At 66.8% G+C, this 19,711-nt stretch carries 14 protein-coding genes; 5 read left to right on the top strand and 9 right to left on the bottom strand.

Going from position 1 to position 19,711, the window contains the following annotated elements:
* Positions 1 to 79: 79 nt before the first annotated feature.
* From AC36XV_RS04450 to AC36XV_RS04420, 7 genes are all read right to left on the bottom strand, one after another.
* Positions 80 to 481, bottom strand: a complete 402-nt coding sequence (locus tag AC36XV_RS04450; RefSeq protein WP_492202472.1) for a hypothetical protein — start codon at positions 479 to 481, stop codon at positions 80 to 82.
* 55 nt (positions 482 to 536) lie between these two features.
* Complete coding sequence (locus tag AC36XV_RS04445; RefSeq protein WP_492202471.1) at positions 537 to 1,736, bottom strand: type II secretion system F family protein; 1,200 nt, start codon at positions 1,734 to 1,736, stop codon at positions 537 to 539.
* A 23-nt stretch (positions 1,737 to 1,759) separates the two neighbouring features.
* Complete coding sequence (locus AC36XV_RS04440) at positions 1,760 to 2,854, bottom strand: type IV pilus twitching motility protein PilT (RefSeq protein ID WP_492202470.1); 1,095 nt, start codon at positions 2,852 to 2,854, stop codon at positions 1,760 to 1,762.
* 40 nt (positions 2,855 to 2,894) lie between these two features.
* Positions 2,895 to 4,607: a type IV-A pilus assembly ATPase PilB gene (pilB, locus tag AC36XV_RS04435; RefSeq protein WP_492202469.1), complete on the bottom strand. Its 1,713-nt coding sequence runs from the start codon at positions 4,605 to 4,607 to the stop codon at positions 2,895 to 2,897.
* A 196-nt stretch (positions 4,608 to 4,803) separates the two neighbouring features.
* On the bottom strand, positions 4,804 to 5,460 hold the full coding sequence (locus tag AC36XV_RS04430) for a ComEA family DNA-binding protein (protein ID WP_492202468.1): 657 nt from the start codon (positions 5,458 to 5,460) through the stop codon (positions 4,804 to 4,806).
* A gap of 71 nt (positions 5,461 to 5,531) precedes the next feature.
* Positions 5,532 to 11,693, bottom strand: coding sequence for a T9SS outer membrane translocon Sov/SprA (gene sov / locus AC36XV_RS04425; protein ID WP_492202467.1), 6,162 nt, complete (start codon positions 11,691 to 11,693; stop codon positions 5,532 to 5,534).
* A 196-nt stretch (positions 11,694 to 11,889) separates the two neighbouring features.
* Positions 11,890 to 12,606 (bottom strand): energy transducer TonB, encoded by a 717-nt coding sequence (locus tag AC36XV_RS04420; RefSeq protein ID WP_492202466.1) that lies wholly within the window; start codon positions 12,604 to 12,606, stop codon positions 11,890 to 11,892.
* Between the two features lie 204 nt (positions 12,607 to 12,810).
* Here AC36XV_RS04420 and AC36XV_RS04415 point away from each other — a divergent pair, with 204 nt between their 5' ends.
* The 5 genes from AC36XV_RS04415 (at position 12,811) to moeB (ending at position 16,913) form a co-directional block, all read left to right on the top strand.
* Positions 12,811 to 13,473, top strand: coding sequence for a hypothetical protein (locus AC36XV_RS04415; RefSeq protein WP_492202465.1), 663 nt, complete (start codon positions 12,811 to 12,813; stop codon positions 13,471 to 13,473).
* Positions 13,474 to 13,528: 55 nt separating this feature from the next.
* Positions 13,529 to 14,716 carry a glycine C-acetyltransferase gene (locus tag AC36XV_RS04410; RefSeq protein WP_492202524.1) on the top strand — a complete coding sequence of 396 codons (1,188 nt, stop codon included), beginning with the start codon at positions 13,529 to 13,531 and terminating at the stop codon, positions 14,714 to 14,716.
* On the top strand, positions 14,716 to 15,390 hold the full coding sequence (gene rpe, locus AC36XV_RS04405) for a ribulose-phosphate 3-epimerase (RefSeq protein WP_492202464.1): 675 nt from the start codon (positions 14,716 to 14,718) through the stop codon (positions 15,388 to 15,390). The genes AC36XV_RS04410 and rpe overlap by 1 nt, the downstream gene beginning before the upstream one ends.
* A complete protein-coding gene (locus tag AC36XV_RS04400; protein WP_492202463.1) occupies positions 15,387 to 15,686 on the top strand; it encodes a MoaD/ThiS family protein in 300 nt (99 codons plus the stop codon). Before rpe ends, AC36XV_RS04400 begins: the two co-directional genes overlap by 4 nt.
* 69 nt (positions 15,687 to 15,755) lie before the next feature.
* On the top strand, positions 15,756 to 16,913 hold the full coding sequence (gene moeB, locus AC36XV_RS04395; protein ID WP_492202462.1) for a molybdopterin-synthase adenylyltransferase MoeB: 1,158 nt from the start codon (positions 15,756 to 15,758) through the stop codon (positions 16,911 to 16,913).
* A gap of 35 nt (positions 16,914 to 16,948) precedes the next feature.
* Here moeB and serA read toward each other — a convergent pair whose 3' ends face one another.
* Positions 16,949 to 18,547 carry a phosphoglycerate dehydrogenase gene (serA, locus tag AC36XV_RS04390; protein ID WP_492202461.1) on the bottom strand — a complete coding sequence of 533 codons (1,599 nt, stop codon included), beginning with the start codon at positions 18,545 to 18,547 and terminating at the stop codon, positions 16,949 to 16,951.
* Positions 18,544 to 19,665 carry a pyridoxal-phosphate-dependent aminotransferase family protein gene (locus AC36XV_RS04385; protein ID WP_492202460.1) on the bottom strand — a complete coding sequence of 374 codons (1,122 nt, stop codon included), beginning with the start codon at positions 19,663 to 19,665 and terminating at the stop codon, positions 18,544 to 18,546. The genes serA and AC36XV_RS04385 overlap by 4 nt, the downstream gene beginning before the upstream one ends.
* Positions 19,666 to 19,711 lie beyond the last annotated feature (46 nt).

Here is a 19,711-nt window from a genome sequence, read left to right as displayed (position 1 = left end):
AGTGCAGAACGCAAGAGGCGGTCGGAAGTTCGTGCGGGGGCTGGAGAAACGGCACGCCGCGGGCGGCGTTTTGACGAGGCTAGATCCAGTCGGGAGGTTCGTCGAACACGGACACCGCGATGAAGCGGCCGTTGCGTACGGTAGCGGTCAGGGAATGGACGCGGTCGGAAGTGTGGCATCGCAGGGCACGCCGGATCAGGGGTCGATCCACCGCAGATGCGTCCTCGTCCGGTGCCGCCGCCGGCCACAGCCCGACGGCCCGGGCGGCCTCGGCGAGGCTCGCATGTCCCGGATCGAACGAAGCCGTCCAGGATGCGATGCGCAGGGTGTCTTCCCCGGCGAGACGAACTCTCAGGCTCATCTCGGGAGAGCGGAACACCATCCAGACCTCGTTGCCGGTCTCGCGCCGGGTGACGGGAGACCCGAGACGTCGAACGAGCTCGGCCTCCTCGAGTCCGACGAGGCCTTCACAGGAACTCACGTGTCGCCTGCCTCCGTGCGGACGGGTCGAGAGAACGACGGCCGGGGGCCGCCGGTCACTGCATCGTATTGATGATCCCGAAGATCGGAAGGTACATCGCGACGATCATGCCGCCGACGACCGTACCGAGGATCACGATCATCAAGGGCTCCATCGCCTTGAGCAGCGACTCGACGGCCGCGTCGACTTCCTCGTCGTAGAAATCGGCGATCTTCGTGAGCATGCCGTCGAGGTCACCGGTTTCCTCTCCGACGTTGATCATCTGGGTGACCATGGGAGGAAAGACCCCGGAAACCTTGAGCGGCTCAGAGATCGACTCGCCGCCCGCGATCGAGTTCCGGCTGTCCATGATCGCATCGTGGATGACCCGGTTTCCGGACGTCCGGGCCGTGATCTCGAGACCGTCGAGAATCGTGACGCCGGAGCTCAACAGCGTTCCCAGGGTGCGGGTGAACCGGGCGACACTTCCCTTCCGGGCGAGGTTTCCGAAGATCGGAAGGCGGAGCACGAACCGGTCCCAGGCCAGACGCCCGGATGGCGTAGCGATCCACCGGCGGAACAGAAACACGCCGCCGGCCACCCCGCCGCCGAGGGCCCACCAGTACGACTGGAGCGTGTCCGAGGCCATGATGACGACCCGCGTGGGAAGCGGCAGGGCCTGGTCGAAGCTCTCGAACATCTGCTGGAACGTGGGGATCACGAAGAGGAGAAGTACGACGATGGCCGTAAGCGCCACGACGCCGATCACGGCCGGGTAGATCATGGCGCCCTTGATCTTGCGCGTCAGGGCCTCGGCCTTCTCGAGGAACACGGCCAGCCTGAGGAGGATCGTGTCGAGGATACCGCCGGTCTCGCCCGCCGCGACCATGTTCACGTACAGCGGACTGAAGACCTTCGTGTGGTCCCGCATCGCGTCGGCGAGCGTCTTCCCGGACTCCACGTCGTGGAGGACTTCCTGAAGGGAGGACTGCATCGCCTTGTTGTCCGACTGCTTGGCGAGGATGTCGAGGGCCTGCACCAGCGGAAGGCCGGCGTTGATCATGGTCGCGAACTGCCGGGTCATGATGACCACGTCGCGGGTCTTGACCTTCCCGCCACCCGGCACCTTGATGCCCTTCGGCTTCTCCCGGATCGAGACGGGGATGAGACGCTGACGCCGAAGGTGGGCGATCACCTCCTCGCGGGTCGCCGCATCGTACTCCGCACGCTTGAGATCGCCGGATACGGTTCTCGCGCTGTATGACCAGACTGGCATGGCTCCGATCGCTCCTTCGGGTCTCAGACGGCGGCGGGCTCGACCTCGCCGATCATGCGCTTGAGCTCCGTGGGATCGGAGCTCACGCGCATGAGCTCGTCGAGAGCGACCTCGTCGCGCATGTACAGGGAGTAGAGGGCATCGTTCAGGGTCTGCATCCCGAACTTCTTACCGGCCTGCATGGCCGAGTAGATCTGATGGACCTTCTCGTCGCGGATCAGGGCACGGATCGCGGGCGTCGCCACCATGACCTCGCAGGCGACCACTCGGCCCCGCCCGATGCGACGCGGGAGCAGCGTCTGCGTGACGACCCCCTCGAGGACGAATGACAGCTGGGCTCGGACCTGGTCCTGCTGATGCGCCGGGAACACGTCGATGACGCGGTTGATGGACTCGGCCGCGGAATTGGTGTGCAGCGTCGCGAGCGCGAGGTGTCCGGTCTCGGCGATCGTGAGGGCGGCCTTCACCGTCTCCAGGTCCCGCATCTCGCCGACCAGGATCACGTCCGGGTCCTGCCGTAGCACGTATTTCAGAGCGTTCTCGAACGAGCCCGTGTCGCTCCCGACCTCGCGCTGATTGACGAGGCAGCGCTTGTGCTTGTGAACGAACTCGATCGGGTCCTCGACCGTGACGATGTGCCCGGATCTCTCCCGGTTGATCTTGTCGATCATGGCGGCCAGGGTCGTCGACTTACCGGACCCGGTCGGACCGGTGACGAGCACGAGGCCTCGGGGCTTCTCGGCCAGCTTGGCGATCACCGCGGGCAGGCCGAGCTCCTGGAACGAGAGGATCTCGAACGGGATCTGGCGGATGGCCATGGCCACGGTACCGCGCTGCCGGAACACGTTACCGCGGAAGCGAGACAGGTTCTGCACCGAGAAGGAGAGGTCCAGCTCATCTTCCTGCTCGAACCGCTTCTTCTGCTGCTCGGTGAGAATCGAGTAGGCCAGCGCCTGCGTATCTCTGGGCCCGAGCTGCGTTCCGTAGCTGCTGTCCTCGAGACGCCCGTCGACGCGAAGCTTGGGCACCTCCCCCGCCGACAGGTGAAGGTCGGAAGCCCCCTTGTCGATCATCTCCTCGAGAAGTGCGCGAAGCGTTCCCGGTGCTGATTCGCTCATCTGATTCCTCTTCCGTTCGTCCGTGCACCCGGTCTCCGGGTCACGCGGCGGTTTCCTTGATCACTTCCTCCAGCGTCGTGATTCCCTTCCGGACCTTCACCAGGCCATCTTCACGGAGCGTGATCATTCCCTCCGAGATGGCGGTCTTCTTCAACTCATCCGTCGATGAACCCTGCAGGATCAGCCTTCGCAGTTCGGGGGTCATGGGCATGACCTCGTACAGACCCTGTCGGCCTGCGTAGCCGGAACCGTTGCAGGCATCGCACCCCTCGCCGCGGAAGAACGTCATGGAAGCGGTCTGTTCCGCCGTCAGTCGCGCGGCCTGCAGGACCTCCGGCAGGTAGGTGGCCTCGGTCCGGCAGTTGGAGCAGATCCGGCGCACCAGCCGCTGGGCCGTGATGCAGTTGAGGGCCGAGGCCACGTTGAACGGCTCGATCCCCATGTCGATCATTCGGGTGATCGTCGAGGCCGCGTCGTTCGTGTGAAGCGTCGACAGGACGAGGTGTCCCGTGAGCGCCGCCTTGACGGCGATGCCTCCCGTTTCCAGGTCCCGGATCTCACCCACCATCACGATGTTGGGGTCCTGTCGGAGGAAGGCCTTCAGCGCGGCCGCGAAGGTCATCCCGATTTCGTTGCGCACCTGCACCTGATTGATCCCGTGCAGGTTGTACTCGACCGGGTCCTCGGCCGTCATGATGTTGACTTCGTCCGTGTTGATCCTGCTGAGCGCGCTGTACAGGGTGGTCGTCTTACCCGACCCGGTCGGGCCCGTCACGAGAACCATCCCGTACGGCTTCGAGATGGCCTCGAGGAAGTCGGCCTCGGCCTTCTGCTCCATCCCGAATTTCTCGAGATCGAGAGTGAGGTTTCCCTTGTCCAGGATCCGGAGCACGATCTTCTCGCCGAACAGGGTCGGAAGCGTGGAGACACGAAAGTCGATCACCTTCCGCCCGATCTTGATCTTGATGCGGCCGTCCTGGGGCACGCGACGCTCGGCGATGTTGAGGTCCGCCAGGATCTTCACTCGCGAGATCAGCGCTGCCTTCATTCGAATCGGCGGCTTCATGATCTCCTGAAGCGCCCCATCGATCCGGTACCGGACCCGGAGGTCCTTCTCGTAGGGCTCGATGTGAATGTCGGATGCGCCACGCCGCACGGCATCGGTCAGGAAGCCGTTGATCAGGCGGACGACCGGCGCCTCCTCCACCTGGGCCTGCAGCTGCGTGGTGGAGTAGACCTCTTCTTCCTCCTCCACGACCTCGACATCCTGTTCCTCGAGCTCTTCGAGAAGATCTCCCAGCCGATCGGTGGCGACCTCGTAGTACTTGTCGATGGCCATTCGCAGCGAATACTCACCGGCCACCACCGCGTCGACGTCGAAGCGGGTGATGAACTTCAGGTCGTCGACCACGCTGAGGTCGGTCGGATTGACCATGGCGACCGTCAGCGTGCGACCGACTCGGCGAAGGGGCAGGACCAGGTGCTTGGCCGCGAAGTCGGCGGGTACGAGCTGGAGGATCTTGCTGTCCACCTCCACCTCGGACAGGTCTACGGCAGGCACCCGATACTGGCGGGACAGCAGGCGAGTCAGCTCGGTCTCGGACACCGCTCCGCTGGAGACCAGCGAAAACCCGAGCCGGGTTCCACCCTGCTGCTGTTCCTTCAAAGCCTTGTCGAGCTGATCGCGCGTGATCAGGTTCTCGCGCAGCAGCAGCTCTCCGATCTGGCTCTGTTCGAGTGAAGTTGACGCCATCTCGCTCCACCGGATGTCGGATTCTATCCAGTTGATACCGGCTCTTCGGGGCCGGGCCGGCCTCTGTTTCGTGACGGGCACGCAAGCCCGCAGCGTCGGGATTCGAGCAAGCGCCGTGCCCGGTGTGGGCCCTGTGCCACACCCGGTGAGCCCGTGGAACCGGCCGGCTGGTTCTCGGCAAGGCCGGGTTTTCGGGTCAGAATCGGACTTGTGGGCGGATTCGACGCAGTACGGCGGGGCCGATACCCGGCACTCGAAGCAGATCCTCGGGTTCCTCGAAGGCGCCCAGCCGCTGGCGCGTGGCCACGATCCGGCCGGCCAGGGCCGGTCCGATCCCCGTGATTTGCTCCAGTTCCTTGATTTGTGCCCGATTGACGTTCACGACCGGGCGCCCCCCATCCGGGGTGGCCCGATCCAGCCGCGAGGTGGCGCGGGCGAGGTCGAGGTGCGGGACCAGGGCCTCCAGGGTGCGGGGACCGATCCCGGATACGCGCAACAGGTCCTCCGGCCGGCGGTACACGTCCCCCCGCCTCCTCGCTTCGAGGATGGCTCGCGCCCTCGACGGCCCGATTCCGGGGAGCCGGCGCAGCTGAGCGGCCGGAGCGGTGTTCGGATCGATCCGCTCGTTCGGGCCCAGCGGGACGCTCGCGGCCTCCTCCTCGACCACCCCGCCGGACACCGTCGCGAGCGTCGACGAGAGATCGATCCTCGGGCGAGCCGGCGCCCCGTCGGCCTCCATCCACGAGAAGTCATCCGCCTCCGGACCGAGCCCCAGGCGGACCGCCGCGCCCAGGAGCAGAAGCCCGGTGGCGAGCAACAGGGAACGCGCCTCGGTTGCGTTGAAGTACGCCATCCACCCTCCTCTCGAAGGGAGATGGCGGCCGCTCTCAACGGAGGGTCAATCGCTCAGCGGTTGAACTGGGTCTAGCCCTCGGCCGCACGGAAGTAGAAGCGTCCGAAGATATTGAAATTGAACTGGTTGGATGTCTGACGCCGGCCCACCTGGCTGCCCCTTCCCGCCCACGAGAATTGCACTCCGAGCGAATAGCCCGTGAAGTCCGTGTCGAGGGCGAAGGTCACGTTCTGGGTCGTCTGGTCGGTGTGGGTGGTGCAATCGTCCAGGAGTGCCTGGTCCACCTGGCCCGTGCCCGATCCGCCGAGTGCTCTGCAGTCCGCGTTTCCGTTGAACGAGTAGTCGAGTGACACGCGGAGGTCGTTCTTGACGAAGGAGATGAACCCCGGAGGAGGCAGGAAGCCCGAAAGCCGCACCGAATGGGACGTCCGGTTGGACTGGCTGAGACCGGTCGCATCGAGGCGCTCCGAAGCCGTGTTGCCGACGTCATAGGTCAGGTTGAACCCGCTGGTCAGGATGAACACGAGGCCCAGGGAACGCACGGTCTGCTCCGCGCTCCGGTTCTGTCCCGTCGTCGTGCTCGTGGTCGTGTTCTGCGTGCGCCAGTCGCCCTGCACGTTGATGTCCCGCACCCACCCGTCCAGGAAGCCCGGGACCGGCACGTCCCGCCACCGCAAGCCGAGCGACGGCCACTCGCGGTCGTTGACCCGTCGCTCGTTGAGCACCGTATAGGTGATTCGATCGCTCGTGCGGTATCCCACATCCAGGTCCAGGCCGAGGGGGAACTGGTACCCGCCGTCCACGGACCAGGAGCGATTGTCGCCCGCCGCGGAGGCCGTATCCGCGTCCATGATCCTCATCTCCTGGAACCCGGTCAGGACGAGCTGGTCCCAGAGGTTGGGCGCCAGGGGCCGGCGGTCGTACGCCGCGGTGAGCCCCTTCCTCCAGTCGATCCGGACCGGGAGAAGTCGGTCCCAGAACGCCCGCAGTCCCGCGGTGAGGCCGGTGGCCTCCTGGCTTCCCGGGATTCCGAACGCCGTGAGGAACTGGTTCGGACGCACGTCGAACTGGAACCCCAGATCGCGCTGCATCGAGAGATCCCGGACGAGGGCCGTGTCCCCGTTCACGTTCTGCAGGTAGGAGACGTTCCGGTTCGTCCGATACGCCGTGGCGAGCGTGAAGTCCGTGTCGAACCAGCTGGCCAGCCGGGGACGCCAGCTCAGGTCCGTGCGAACGTCGCGGCTCATCTCCCACCCGACATCGAAGCCGAGAAACGTCCGGGACTGGCTCTCGAGGGCTTCCTGGCCCGCGGGCTGCTGCGTCCGGAGGTCCGGATTCACGAGATCCCGCGTGGACTGGAAGTTGAATCCCCACACCACGGACGGGAAGGGCTGCAGGGTGAACCCGGTGGTCGGCCGCAACAGGTACTGAAGGTCCACGGTCGGGGTCACCTGGGCATCGGTGGCCTGGTAGGTGCTCGTCTGGAACCGCCGTCGCGTGCTGGTGGACTTGTTGAGATCCGCCGCGAGGCTCAGCCGGCGTGGCGTCCAGCGGAATCTCAGGTCCTTGAAGTTCTGCATCACGACGCTCTCGGATATGAAATTCGGCAGAGCGTCGACCGCGGACCGCAGGAACCCGGGGATGAGCGGGAACGACTTGTCCACCACCTGCCGCGACCAGCCTCCCGTTCCACTCCAACCCGATCCCTGCGCCTCGCTGAGCGTCGTCGTCGTGCTGCTGCTCCGCGAGCTGTAGCCGAAGCGCATCCCGTCGATGGTCGCCCGCAGCAGGGGACTGTTGGAGCGCTGCGGCTTCGAGAGGGCGACGGTCCAACGGGTTTCCGACGATCCGCCCGTTCGCAGGCTGTCGCCGAGGGGCGCGCTGAGGACGTCGGTCTGAGGGAGGAAATACGGATCTTCGCTGTCGGAATTGTGCGAGAAGCCGATCGGAACCGCGAGCCCCCAGGCATCCGGAAGGAACTTGCCGAACTGCAGCGTGGCCCGTGTCCCCCAGTCGACGTTCTGGACGAAATTGGGCTTCTCTCCCAGCTGCCGGAAGAACGGGTTGACCGTGTTCACGTTTGCCTGCAGGGAGAGCACGTCCGCCATGTCCACCTGGAGATCCGCCACGGCCGCGACGCCGTTGTCATCCGGAGCGTCGTCGAGTCTGAGGTCGTCCACCCACACCTCGCCGGGTCCGGCGTCCACCGTGCCCACGTTCTCGACCCCGAGGGCGATCTCCCGAATGGCGGACAGGTTCGGCGCCCGGGACCGGTCGTTGATCACCAGGGCCAGCGTGCTGTCCGCATCCGGAAACACATCCACGTCCCAGAGAGTGAAGGTCGTGTCTCCGGGGAGATTGGAGCCGTTCGCGTTGATGAGGCGCTCCGCCTCCGCTCGCAGCGCCAGCAGGCGCCCGAAGTCGATGAAGTCCTCGGGGAGCCAGTCCGTGCGCTCCGGATTGTCCGGCGAATCCCGGAGGGTCGTCCGGTACATGTAGAAGTTGTTCGGATCGAACCCGAGGCGAATGTAGAAGCGGAGGATGCCTGCCGCCCCCCAATCGTCACCCTGCGCCAGGCTCCAGGCCCGCAACTGGCCGTACGGAAGAAAATCACGTGGACTGTCGGTGTACTTCCGGTAGACCTCCACCCGCTGTCCGACCGGAATGTCGGAAAAGGCGATCTGCAGCGATTGCTCGTTGATCGCCTGGGTCGAAAGGCGCAGCTCATCCGTCTTGTCCGCCTCCTGGTCGTTGATGCCGGGAGGTGACACGTACCGGGCATCCACGGTAGAGATCGGCCCGACGGCGACCTGGCTCGCCGTGCCCGGCAGTTCACCGATCGGTCCGAGCACGCTTCCCGTTCCCGCTCGCTTCAGCCACGGCGATCCCGTGAACTGCATCCGGCTCAGCAACACCCGCGCATTGACCGCGCTCGCGAGAGTGATCCGCACGTACTTGACGTTCTGGCGCTCGTTTCCGGTCGTGTTCTCCTGGAGATCCGGAAACTGCAGGGGCAGCCGATACAGGTTGAACTTGAATTCTCCGTTCGTCGGGCGGTTCAGGTATTGGGACGGCTGCGTGAGCGGGACGACGAAACGGATGTAGCGCTCATCCGTATTCAGGAAGTTGTCCCGGTTGAGATCCTCGCTGTCCTCCAGTCCGTTGTTGTTCGTGCAGTTCGCGCGCTCGTCGCCGAGCGGCCAGGCCGACGCGTTCGGCTGGGAGACACAACCGGTTCCCCACAGCCCCGTATCGTCCTGATTGCCCCACACGCCGACGATCGGATCGACCTCCTGATTGAGCTCTCCGATGCCCGAAGGCTGGCCGAGCGAATCGGCGACCAGAGCGTCTTCGCTGACCACACCGATGTCGACGATGAGCGCGAGGCTCGGATCGACATTGTCCAGCGTCGATGCGTAGAACTGCAGGAACTCGCTCGTGGTCAGATCGATGCCCGTCTGCGACAGGACGGTGGTGAGCGACGACCACCCCGGGCCGCCACCGTCGGGTGGATCGGTGGCCGTGAGCCACAGCACGGTCTCGCGTGTCCCCGCGTTCAGCACGGTGAGCTGGGGATCGATCTGGTTCACGAGCAGGGATCCCTGCAGGTTGCCGTTCTGGTCCTCCCACTGGGACTGCCACACCGTGTTCAGCTGGTTTCCGAGGTCCAGCGTGGGAGGAAGGAACCCGCCGGTGACGTCGGCGCGGGTCGGTACCGATCCGTATCGCCAGGCGCGTGTCCCGAGGCCGAGACGCAGCCCCTCGCCGACCTCGAAGTCCTCCACCCAGGTCGTACCGATTCGATTGGTCGTCGGGCTCGACCCCGCGAGCTCGGCGGACAGCTGCACTCTCGATTCCCTGTCGGTCCGTATCCCCGGCAGGCTGTTGACGAAGTCGTCGAGCGCCCGGGAGGGAAAATCGAACTGCGCCACGGCACCGCCGAGCGTCACCGCGCTGGGCTCGAGCCCGATCTCCGGTCGGGTGAGCACGGTGCCTTCCTTCTGGAACAGTCCCACCATCCCGATCTTGCCGTGCTCGCCGAGCTCGTATTCGCCCGTGAACCCCAGAATGCTCTTCGTTCCGACCTGGAACAGCGGCTTCTGCTCGAATCGCACGGCCAGGCGGGGATCCGCCGCTCCCGCGAACAGGTCGCCGGGACGGAGCAGGGTCAGCTGCCCGATGTCGTAGTCGATCGTGTAGTCCTGACCGGCCACGAGCTCGCGTCCGTTCAGCGTCACGCGCTCGCTGCCCCGCCGAATGCCGATGGCCCCGAGCGAGAAGGTGCTCTGCGCCTCCGTGCTGCGGGCCCGGTACTCCAGGTTCAGTCGATAGAGGAACGCCGTCTCCCGGCTCTGGTCCAGTGGATCGTCGTAGATCGCGAAGTTCTTGTCGGTGTCGACGAGCGGGAACGGTTGACCCTCGAGAGAGGGAACCCGGTTGTCCTGCAGCGGTGGTGGCGTCTTGAAGGGCTCCTGAGCGTTGAACACGAGGTAGACGCCGGAAATCACGCCGGAGCTGGCGAACTCCCCGCTGGAGCTGGGGCGCCAGATCCGGCCGTCGTCCACGTGGTCGTCGCGCGGCTGGTCGTCGAGGCCGAAGATCTCGAGAAACGAGTACTCGATCCCATCGACTTGCCGGACCACCGGGCCGGATTGTACGGGGCCCTGAGAAATGACCAGCTGGACGCTGCCCCACTCCACTTCGTTCGAGCTCGAGATGCGATAGATGTTGTGCATCTCCCGGTCCCACGTCACACCCCCGGGGCGATGCGTCTCCGGATCCCTGTAGAGCTCGAGCACCGGGAGGTCACCAGTCCCGGTATTCGTGATGTCCCGGAAGATCTCCTCGGCGTCGAAGTTCCCGATCGTGTCCCCGCTCACGGCGATGTAGGTGCCCGCGAGCGCTTCATCCTTGAGAATCCGGTTTCGGACCACCGCCCACAGGCCGCTGCGATGGACGATGTAGTCCTCCCCTTCGACCATCGGACGGTAGAAGCCCAGGAACTGAGCGCTGTCGGGAACGGCAGGATCGTCTTCGAGCGGGGACCGGTACGCCAGTCCCCGTGCCTGGATCACCCCTTCCTGGACATTCTGCTGCTGGCTTCCGACGGCCACCTCGTGGCGATACAGCTTGACCGAGGAGGCCGGGCGCAGGCTGTCCGGCACCTCCGTTCCGTCCAGTGCGAGCACGTCGATGTACGGGTACCCCTCGATCTCCCGGGGGTCGACGAGGAAGAAGAACTGGCCCGTCTGGTAGCCCGCATCATCGAGCGCCACCTCGAAGTCCTGGATGACCGAGCTTTCGCCCTCGGTTCCCCCGACGTCGAGGGTCACGTCCCGGTCGAGCACGTTGCCGTCCTGCTCGGCCAGCACGCCCCGCAGCGTCATGGGGCCGAGCCTGGCATCGGCCCGGAACCCGAAGTTCCCGGCCGGAATGCCGCGGGAGAGGTACTGGGAGCGGGGAAGCGGCAGCGTGACCTGTCCGACCTCGGCGAACTCCAGAATCTCGCCGGACTTGCCTTCGTAGTAGACGTTCAGGTCGTTCGTGGCGTTGAACTCGCGCGTCTGGTCGAAATCCACGTTGATGTGAAACCGTTCGGAGATCGTACCCCGGGCCAGCGCCCGGACCTGGAACTCCGGAGTGATCGTCGGCACGGCTCCCGCATTGCACTGCTGACCGATGTTGATCGTGCAGGGGTCGTAGCTCTGCCACCTGGAGTTCATCTGACCGCTGCCGTCGAGCTCCAGCTCGAGATCAGCGTACTGAGCGAGCATGTCCGGCAGGATGTCGATGCGCTGCTCCTCGGCGATTTCGCGAACCAGCGAATCCGGCCCGGTCGAGGCCTCGAGGAGGAAGCGGCGACGACTGAATCCCTCCGGAAACCGGTCCACCGGAAGCCATATCCACGCGAGGGTGTCGGCTCTCGCCGCGAGATGCCGACCGAGCTCCGCCTCCCTGGCGAGCAGCCAGGAACGGGCACTCGTCCACGGATAGCGAACCAGCTCCGGGCCGTACGATTCGAGGACCGACTCCAGGCCGGTATCCCACGGGAAGGGTAACGTGGTCATTCCGAGAGGGAGGCGCTCGGGAACGACCTGTGGAGAAGGGATCGTGTCCGGGCCCGGAACCGGGACCGCCGCCAGCGAATCGCCGACGGGAGACTCCTGCGGTCGGCCCACCTCCTGTGCGAGCAGATCCCCGATGCACAGCAAGGGGAAAGCCAGCAGGACCATGGGCACCGCGAGCTTGTGCCGACGCGGCCTCGACGCGCCGGGCCATCGTCGAGACGAGACGCTGAGCCAGGACATGGACGGCGCAATATAGGGAGCGTCGCCGTGCGGTGGAAACAAGGAGGCCGTCAGGCCGTCGGATCGGGCCGGGGGTGCCGTCCCGGAAGAGGAAGCGGTCGGATGCCCGCGACCGCCTCCTTCAGAAGATGAGCGTGATCTCGGCCGGTGCGGTGATCGGCTGCCCCATGCGGCGACCGGGCTTGTAGTCCATGCGCATGTACGTTTCCCTCAGCCTGCGATTGAAGCCGGAGTTGGATGTCATCGGCCTCAGCTCGACGTCGAGGGCGCGCCCCTCCGGACTGACGAGAACCCGGATCTGCACAGTGGTTCCCCTGATCTCATCGGGCGGATCCCACTCGGGCACGATCACACGCGGCTCGGGAGCGGTCACGCGAAACCGGCCTTCCGATTCGGAGCCGCCGTCCCCCAGCCCGGTGCCGTCGGGTCGGCCCGGGCCTTCGCCCGGACCCGGAAAGGACACGCCGCTGCGCAGATCGGCGAATCGGGCCTGGAGCTGCGACTCCTCCGGAACCTCCACCTCGACCTCCGGCGCATCGAGATCGGGGACCCTCTCGGGGGGTGGCGGCACGACGATCTCCCGGGGCGGTGCGATGGCGATCGCCTGGAGAATGCCGCCGCCCGCCGCGGCCATGGCGTCTCCCATGCGGGGTCCGGCCGCGACCGTTCCGGGCAGCGGCTGAACGTCCGTGCGCCAGGCGAGGAACAGGAGAGCGTGGAGGGCGATGGAAACCGACAGGCCGACACGCACACGGCGCCGGTACCGGCGGGAGCTCTCACTCGCCGTCGTCGGATACCGGTCGTCTGTCGGTGGCCTCTCGGGCCGCGGCTCGTTCATTTCGCTCGTGCCCTCCCCGGGTGGAGACCCGGCCGGCAATCGGCCGGTTGGGGCGGTTTCCTCCCACCTGTTCTAACTCGGCCGAGAGCCCGAGGTTCCCGCTTGCCGGCCCCGGGACGCGGGGACAGATTGGCCCCCTGTCTCCGGCGGACGTGGGGAGCCCCGTCCGCGGCACGGTCTCCTCCGGCGGGGAACGGACGCCCCATGCTCGGTCGAAGGTCCACCTGGCTTCTTCTCGCCCTCCTCGCCACGGGATGCTGGAGGATCGGCGAGCCGACCGAGAGCGCAGCGGTGATCTCGTGGGCCGCCTTCCCCGACACGGTGCTGGTCGGGCAGACGTTTTCCTTCGAGTTCGCGGGGCCGGTGTCCCCGAACGCCTGCGGCCGGCTGGATACCGCCATCGTGCAGGTGTCGGAGGAGGCGATCCGGCTGTCGGGCCGGAGGAGCGTGTACGACACCATGTGCTCGGACAGCCCGGTGGCGTTCTACGAAGCCAGGCCGCTCGAGATCGGGGCGCCCGGGCGGTACCGGGTGGTCTCGGATGGCCGCGAGTTCGGATCGATCGTGGCCGTGGATTCGGGCCGGTTCGCATCGATGAGGGCCCGGGGCGAGGGGACCGTCACCGAGGCGGGAGGGTGCCTCCTGTTCGGCCCGGGGTGGGTGGGTAACCAGAGGCCGTTCGTCCTGCGCGGCGCCCCCGAGGTCGTCCGCGCCGAGATCGATTCAGATCGACGGGTGTACGTGTCGGGCATCCTCGCCGGATTCAGCCTGTGCGGCGCATTCGGTTCCCGACCGGCGATCCTCGTCGACACGGCTCATGTCACGGAGCAGCGGGTGGAAGACTACTACGACACGGATCAGGATTGAACATCGGAGAGCAACCATGGTCTTGTACGGGGAAGCCGACGTCGCCGCGAGCGCCGTGAACCGGAGCTTCAACACCCGGCTCGCCGCCGAGCTGGCCGCCATGCAGGAAGAGGGGGTCTACAAGACGCTCCTCCACATCATGGGCATGCAGGGGGCCGTCGTGGAGCTCGAAGAGTTCGGCGAGACGGTCAACCTATGCTCGAACAACTATGTCGGGCTCTGCGACGTTCCCGAGGTCGTCCAGGGGGTGCGCGAGGGAGCGACCCGCTACGGGGCGGGCACGGCCTCGGTCCGGTTCATCTGCGGCACATGGGATATTCACCGGGAGCTCGAGGACCGGATCGCCGACTTCCTGGAGACCGAGGCATCGATCACCTACACGTCCTGCTGGAACGCCAACGGGGGCCTTTTCGCCCCCCTGCTCTCGGATGAGGACGCGCTGATCAGCGATGCCCTGAATCACGCCTCCATCATCGACGGGATCCGACTCTGCAAGGCCGAGAGGATCATTTACGACCACATGGACATGGACGCACTCGAGGACGCCCTCAAGCGGACCATGGACAAGCGGCACCGCCTCGTCATGACCGACGGCGTGTTCAGCATGGAGGGGGAGATCGCCCCCCTGCCGGAGATCCGGGAGCTGTGCGACCGATACGACGCGATCCTCGCCGTCGACGACTCGCACGGGACCGGCGTCCTCGGCGACACGGGACGTGGCACGCCTGAGTACTTCGGGATGCACGGAGAAGTCGACATCATCACCTCCACGCTCGGCAAGGCACTCGGCGGCATGGCGGGCGGCTTCACGGCAAGCAGCCGACCGGTGGTCGACTACCTGGTGCAGCGATCGCGAACGCAGCTGTTCACGAACGCCATCCCGCCCCACTCCGCCTGCGGGGCGCTGGCAGCAATCGACTATCTCGAGGGTCACCCGGAGAGAGTACGGAAGCTGCGCGACAATACGGAGTACTTCCGCACTCATCTCGTCGGCCTCGGCTTTCAGCCGATCGAGGGAGACACGCCGATCGTCCCGGTGGTCATCGGAGAGACGGCCGCCGCCATGAAGATGAGCCGCGAGCTGCTGGACGAGGGAGTCTTCGTGATCGGCTTCGGGTTCCCGGTGGTGCCGAAAGGAGAGGCCAGGATCCGATGCCAGGTCTCGGCCGCACACGAGACGGCGCACCTCGACCGCGCACTCGGGGCGCTCGAGGTCGTCGGCAAGCGCCTGGGGGTCATCTGATGCCGCCGGCGGTTCTCGCCCCGTCGATCCTGGCGGCGGACTACGCCCGGCTCGGCGACCAGGTGCGTGAGGCCGAGGAGGCCGGCGCGCGGTGGTTCCACGTGGACGTGATGGACGGGCACTTCGTGCCGAACCTGTCCATCGGCATTCCGGTACTGGAGTCGCTTCGCCGAGCGTCGAACTCGTTCATGGACGTGCATCTGATGATCGACAACCCGGCCGACTTCCTGGAACCGTTCGCGGCCGCCGGAGCGGACCTGATCACGATCCACCAGGAGGTGTCCGTCCATCTGCACCGCGACCTGCACGAGATCCGGCGCCTCGGATGCAAGGCGGGGGTGGCGCTCAATCCCTCCACCCCACCGGAGACGCTGCGCGAGATGCTGCCCGCGATCGACCTCGTGCTCTGCATGACCGTGAACCCGGGCTTCGGCGGCCAGGCCTTCATACCGGAGGTACTGGACAAGGTGCGACGCGTGCGCTGCATGCAGGCCGAGATGGGGATCGAGGAGCTTCACGTGGAGGTCGACGGAGGGATCGGGGCGGCGAACGCCCGCGACGCCGTGGAAGCAGGAGCCGACGTCCTCGTGGCCGGTTCCTCCGTATTCCGCGGCGCCGGGTCGATCGGCGAGAACTACACCGGGATTCTCCGTTCCATGGCCGCGGTCGTGTGAGCCGCCGGGTGCCCGAAGAGGTCGGGGTCACGGTAGAGGTTCCATCCTCCCTGCTCGAGCTTACCGGGGGCCGCACGACCCTCCGCCTGCCCGCCACGACGGTGGACGAAGCCCTTGCCCGGCTGCGTGACTCCGAGCCCCTGCTGGCCGGACGGTTGTTCGAGGACGACGGCCGGATCCGGGGTTTCGTGAACATCTTCCTGGATGGCACGGAGCTTCGTCACATCGGACCCGACCGGCGGACGCTGGAAGCGGGGTCGGTGCTCACCATCGTCCCATCCGTCGCCGGTGGGTAGCGCCCGGCATCCCGTGGGGCCGCGGCCGGGGTCCGGGGTGGACGGTCCGAGGTCGACGCGGAGGTCGCGGTGAAGCTGTCTCCGGAAGAGAGGCTGCGCTACCACCGGCAGATCATCCTGCCGCAGCTCGGCCCGGAAGGGCAGGCCCGCCTGAAGGCCGCCTCCGTGCTGGTGGTCGGAGCCGGAGGGCTCGGCTCTCCCGTGGCCCTGTACCTGGCGGCCGCCGGGATCGGGCGTCTTGGAATCGTGGACGGAGATGTCGTCGAGCTCAGCAATCTGCAGCGGCAGGTCCTTCACGACACCGGGTCCGTCGGAAGGCCGAAGACCGGCTCGGCTCGCCAGCGACTCGCCCGACTGAATCCCGACGTGCACGTGGAGGAGTTCTCCTTCCGCCTCGATCGTCACAACGCGCTCTCGACTCTCGAGGGCTGGGATGTCGTGGTGGACGGCAGCGACAACTTCCCTACCCGTTACCTGGTCAACGACTGCTGCGTGCTGCTCGGAGTCCCCTTCGTGTACGGAGCCATCTTTCGATTCGAAGGTCAGGCGTCGGTGTTCGCCCACCCGGACGGTCCCTGCTACCGCTGCCTGTTCCGTGACCCGCCTCCCCCGGACGCGGTTCCCGGCTGCGCGGAAGCCGGCGTGCTGGGTGTGCTTCCCGGCCTGATCGGCTCCATTCAGGGGGCCGAGGCGGTCAAGCTGGTGCTCGGCATCGGACGACCGCTCGTCGGACGGCTTCTCCTGGTCGACACGCTTCCGATGGAGTTCCGGGAGGTCGAGCTTCGACGAGACCCGGAGTGCGTGGTCTGCGGACCCGAACCCTCGATCACCGGGCCGATCGACTACGAAGCCTTCTGCGGCGGGGCCACGTCGCCGGCCCCCGCTCCTCCGGAGCGTCACGCCGTGGAGGAAATGGACGTGGAGGAGCTCCGCCGCCGACTCGCTTCCGGCGACGCGCCCGCGCTGCTCGACGTGAGGGAGCCATACGAGTGGGAGATTTCCAACCTCGGAGAGTATGGAGCCGACCTGGTCCCTCTGGGCCGGCTTCACGAGGTGGTCGGGAAGCTGGACCCCGGTGAAGAGCTGGTCGTCTACTGCCGAACCGGACACCGGAGCGCGATCGCCGTCGAGCAGCTGGTGTCGAGCGGCTTCACGCGAGCCCGGAACCTCCGGGGCGGCATCAACGAGTGGGCGAGGAAGATCGATCCCTCCCTGCCTACCTACTGAGCGCCCCCCGGTCAGGCCATCTCCGAGGCCGCTCTTCAGCGGTCGAGGCGCACACCGCGAGCGAAGTGAACGGCCGGTATGGACCGCAGCTCGTCCAGCAACTCGCGGTCCGGCCTTTCGTCCAGCGACAGAACGGCCAGGGAGTCACCGCCGGCCGATCCCCGGGCCTGGTGGAACTCGGCGATGTTGACGCCGGCGGCCCCGAGCCGGGTGCCTACCTCCCCGAGCACCCCGGGCTCGTCCCGGTTCCGGAAGATCAGCAGGTAGCCGCGCGGCTCGACCTCCACCAGGTATCCGTCGACCCGCAGCAACCGCAGACCCCCATCCATCTCCACGCCGCCGCGCACCACGTGCACCTCGTCCCCGGAGCGCGCGGACACCTCGAGCACTCCTCTGTAGCCGGTCACCTCTCCGACCCGCGCCCTGGACACGGAGATCCCTCGCTCGCGGGCCAGCGGGAGCGCATTGATCAGGTTCGGGGCCGCGTCGAGCCGGACCTTCCAGAGCCCGATCAACACCGCAGAGGAGATCAAACGGAGACCGCGCTGCACCTCACCGCCGAAGCGGACGGAAACCTCGTCCACGCTTCCGGGGAGGACCTCCCCCAGCACCAGCCCGAGCCGCTCGGCGAGGTCGAGGATCGGACGCAGACGGTCGCGATCACCCGGTGCGTACGGGGGCATGTTCACCGCAGCGCTGAAATCGCCCTCGAGGAGGGCCGCGCGCACGGAGCCGGCAATCTCGATCGCCACCTCGCGTTGTGCGTCGAGCGTCGCGGCCCCGAGGTGAGGCGTCAGAACCAGATTGGGCGCATCGCGAAGCGGGTGATCCTCCGGAAGCGGCTCCGACTCATACACGTCGAGGGCCGCTCCGCCGAGCCGACCGGACACGAGGGCGTCGGCAAGCGCCCCCTCGTCCACGATGCCGCCACGAGCCGCGTTCACCAGCACCGCGTGCGAGGGAAGCCGCGCGAGGCGATCCGCGCTCATGAGACCCTCGGTTTCCCGGGTGAGCGGCACGTGGAGCGTCAGATAGTCCACTCGCGGCAGCAGATCGTCGAGATCCAGTCGCTCGACGTAGAGATCGCGAGCCCTCTCCTCGGTCAGATAGGGATCCGCCACGAGCACCTTCATGCCGAAGGCACGGGCGCGCTCGGCCACGGCTGCCCCGATGCGCCCCGCCCCGACGACGCCCAGCGTCTTACCCGACAGCTGCCCGCCGCGGAACGTGCCCCGCTCCCAGCTTCCGGAACGGACCGATCGATCCGCGGCAGGGATTCGGCGCGCAGCCGCCAGGAGAAGAGCGAAGGCCAGCTCGGCCGTGGAGACGGTGTTGCCGGAGGGAGCGTTCATGACCGCTATGCCCCGGCGCGTCGCCGCATCCACGTCGATGTTGTCGAGCCCGACCCCCGCGCGGCCGATCACCCGAAGCTCGGGACCCGCTTCGATGAGACGGGCATCCGCCCGGGTGCCGCTGCGGACGATCAGCGCGGCCGCACCAGCGAGCGCTTGCTCGAGCGCCTCGCGGCCCTCGGAAGAGCAGTCCCGCACCGACAGAAGACCGTCCTGCTTCAGGACCGAGACACCCTCGGATGCCAGCCGATCGGCCAGCACGACGGTCGGCACGTCCTTCATGCAGGGGCTCCGATCTCCGCCTCGATCACCGGTCCGAGCTGCCCCAGCAGTTCCTCGAGCTCCTCCGGCGTATGGTCTCCCATGTGACCGATCCGGATCGTGGATGCCTTCAGCTTTCCGTAGCCGGGCGCGAGCGTGTACCCTCGCTCTCGCATCGCCGCCACGATGTGGGGCCCCGACAGTCCCTCCGGCAGGGTGACGGCCGTCACGGTAGGGGAACGATATCCTTCCGGAGCGAGAACCGAGAAGTCGGCTCCGGTCCTCCGGGACAGGTCGGCGACCCAGTCCCACGTCCGGACAGCCATGTCGAGATGACGGGCCCAGCGTGCTTCGAGTCCCTCCGCGGCGATTCGGTCGAGCTGCGCATCGAGCGCGTAGAACAGGTTCACGGCGGGCGTGTTCGTGGTCTGGAACTCCTGCGCCCGTCGCTCGAACTCGAGGATGTCGAAGTAGTAGCTCCGCGCGGGGACCTCCCGTGCCCGGGTGATCGCCCGCTCCGACGCGGCCGCCAGCGCGAGCCCGGGAGGAAGGGCCAGAGCCTTCTGTGAGCCCGTCAGGAGGAAATCCAGTCCCCACTCATCGAACTCCGCCCGCGCACCACCGACGGACGTCACTCCGTCGACCGCGATCAGGACGCCTTCGTGTTCCCGGATCACGGCCGCGATCTCGGCGATCGGATTCAGAACGCCGGTGGAGGTCTCCGAGTGAACCACGGTCACGAGATCGTAATCGCCGGGCCTCGACTCGAGAATCCCTCGCACGAGCTCCGGCGTGTGGGGAGAGCCCCACTCCACCTGGAGGCTGTCGGCTGGACGTCCGGTCCGTTCCGCGATCTTGTAGAACCGCTGACCGAAGGCGCCGCCCACCAGGCACAGGATCCTCCGCCGACTCAGGCCGGTGATCGCCGCTTCCATGAAGCCGGTCGCCGACGAGGTGGACACGTAGACGGGACGCTCGGTTCGGAAGAGGGCCCCGAGTCCGGGCGCCATGCCCGAGAGCAGCTGTTCCATGGCCGAGCCGCGGTGTCCGATCACCGGACGTACCATCGCGGCCAGCACTTCGGGGCGCACTTCGGTCGGTCCGGGAAGGAAGAATCGGCCGAATTGATGGGAGTTCATCGGTCTCTCTGCATCCGAGAGGTCTCTACGCCCGCCGGTTCGGAGG

The sequence above is a fragment of the Candidatus Benthicola sp. genome (assembly GCF_058719085.1).
Note: the sequence above shows the minus strand (reverse complement) of the source record. Positions and strands in the feature narration are given on the sequence as shown.

Excerpts from the sequence above, each read along its gene's own strand:
- AC36XV_RS04440 (WP_492202470.1), bottom strand. The coding sequence starts at position 2,854 with ATGAGCGAATCAGCACCGGGAACGCTTCGCGCACTTCTCGAGGAGATG.
- AC36XV_RS04430 (WP_492202468.1), bottom strand. The coding sequence starts at position 5,460 with ATGGCGTACTTCAACGCAACCGAGGCGCGTTCCCTGTTGCTCGCCACC.
- serA (WP_492202461.1), bottom strand. The coding sequence starts at position 18,547 with ATGAAGGACGTGCCGACCGTCGTGCTGGCCGATCGGCTGGCATCCGAG.
- pilB (WP_492202469.1), bottom strand. The coding sequence starts at position 4,607 with ATGGCGTCAACTTCACTCGAACAGAGCCAGATCGGAGAGCTGCTGCTG.
- rpe (WP_492202464.1), top strand. The coding sequence starts at position 14,716 with ATGCCGCCGGCGGTTCTCGCCCCGTCGATCCTGGCGGCGGACTACGCC.
- AC36XV_RS04420 (WP_492202466.1), bottom strand. The coding sequence starts at position 12,606 with ATGAACGAGCCGCGGCCCGAGAGGCCACCGACAGACGACCGGTATCCG.
- AC36XV_RS04415 (WP_492202465.1), top strand. The coding sequence starts at position 12,811 with ATGCTCGGTCGAAGGTCCACCTGGCTTCTTCTCGCCCTCCTCGCCACG.
- sov (WP_492202467.1), bottom strand. The coding sequence starts at position 11,693 with ATGGTCCTGCTGGCTTTCCCCTTGCTGTGCATCGGGGATCTGCTCGCA.
- AC36XV_RS04385 (WP_492202460.1), bottom strand. The coding sequence starts at position 19,665 with ATGAACTCCCATCAATTCGGCCGATTCTTCCTTCCCGGACCGACCGAA.
- AC36XV_RS04445 (WP_492202471.1), bottom strand. The coding sequence starts at position 1,736 with ATGCCAGTCTGGTCATACAGCGCGAGAACCGTATCCGGCGATCTCAAG.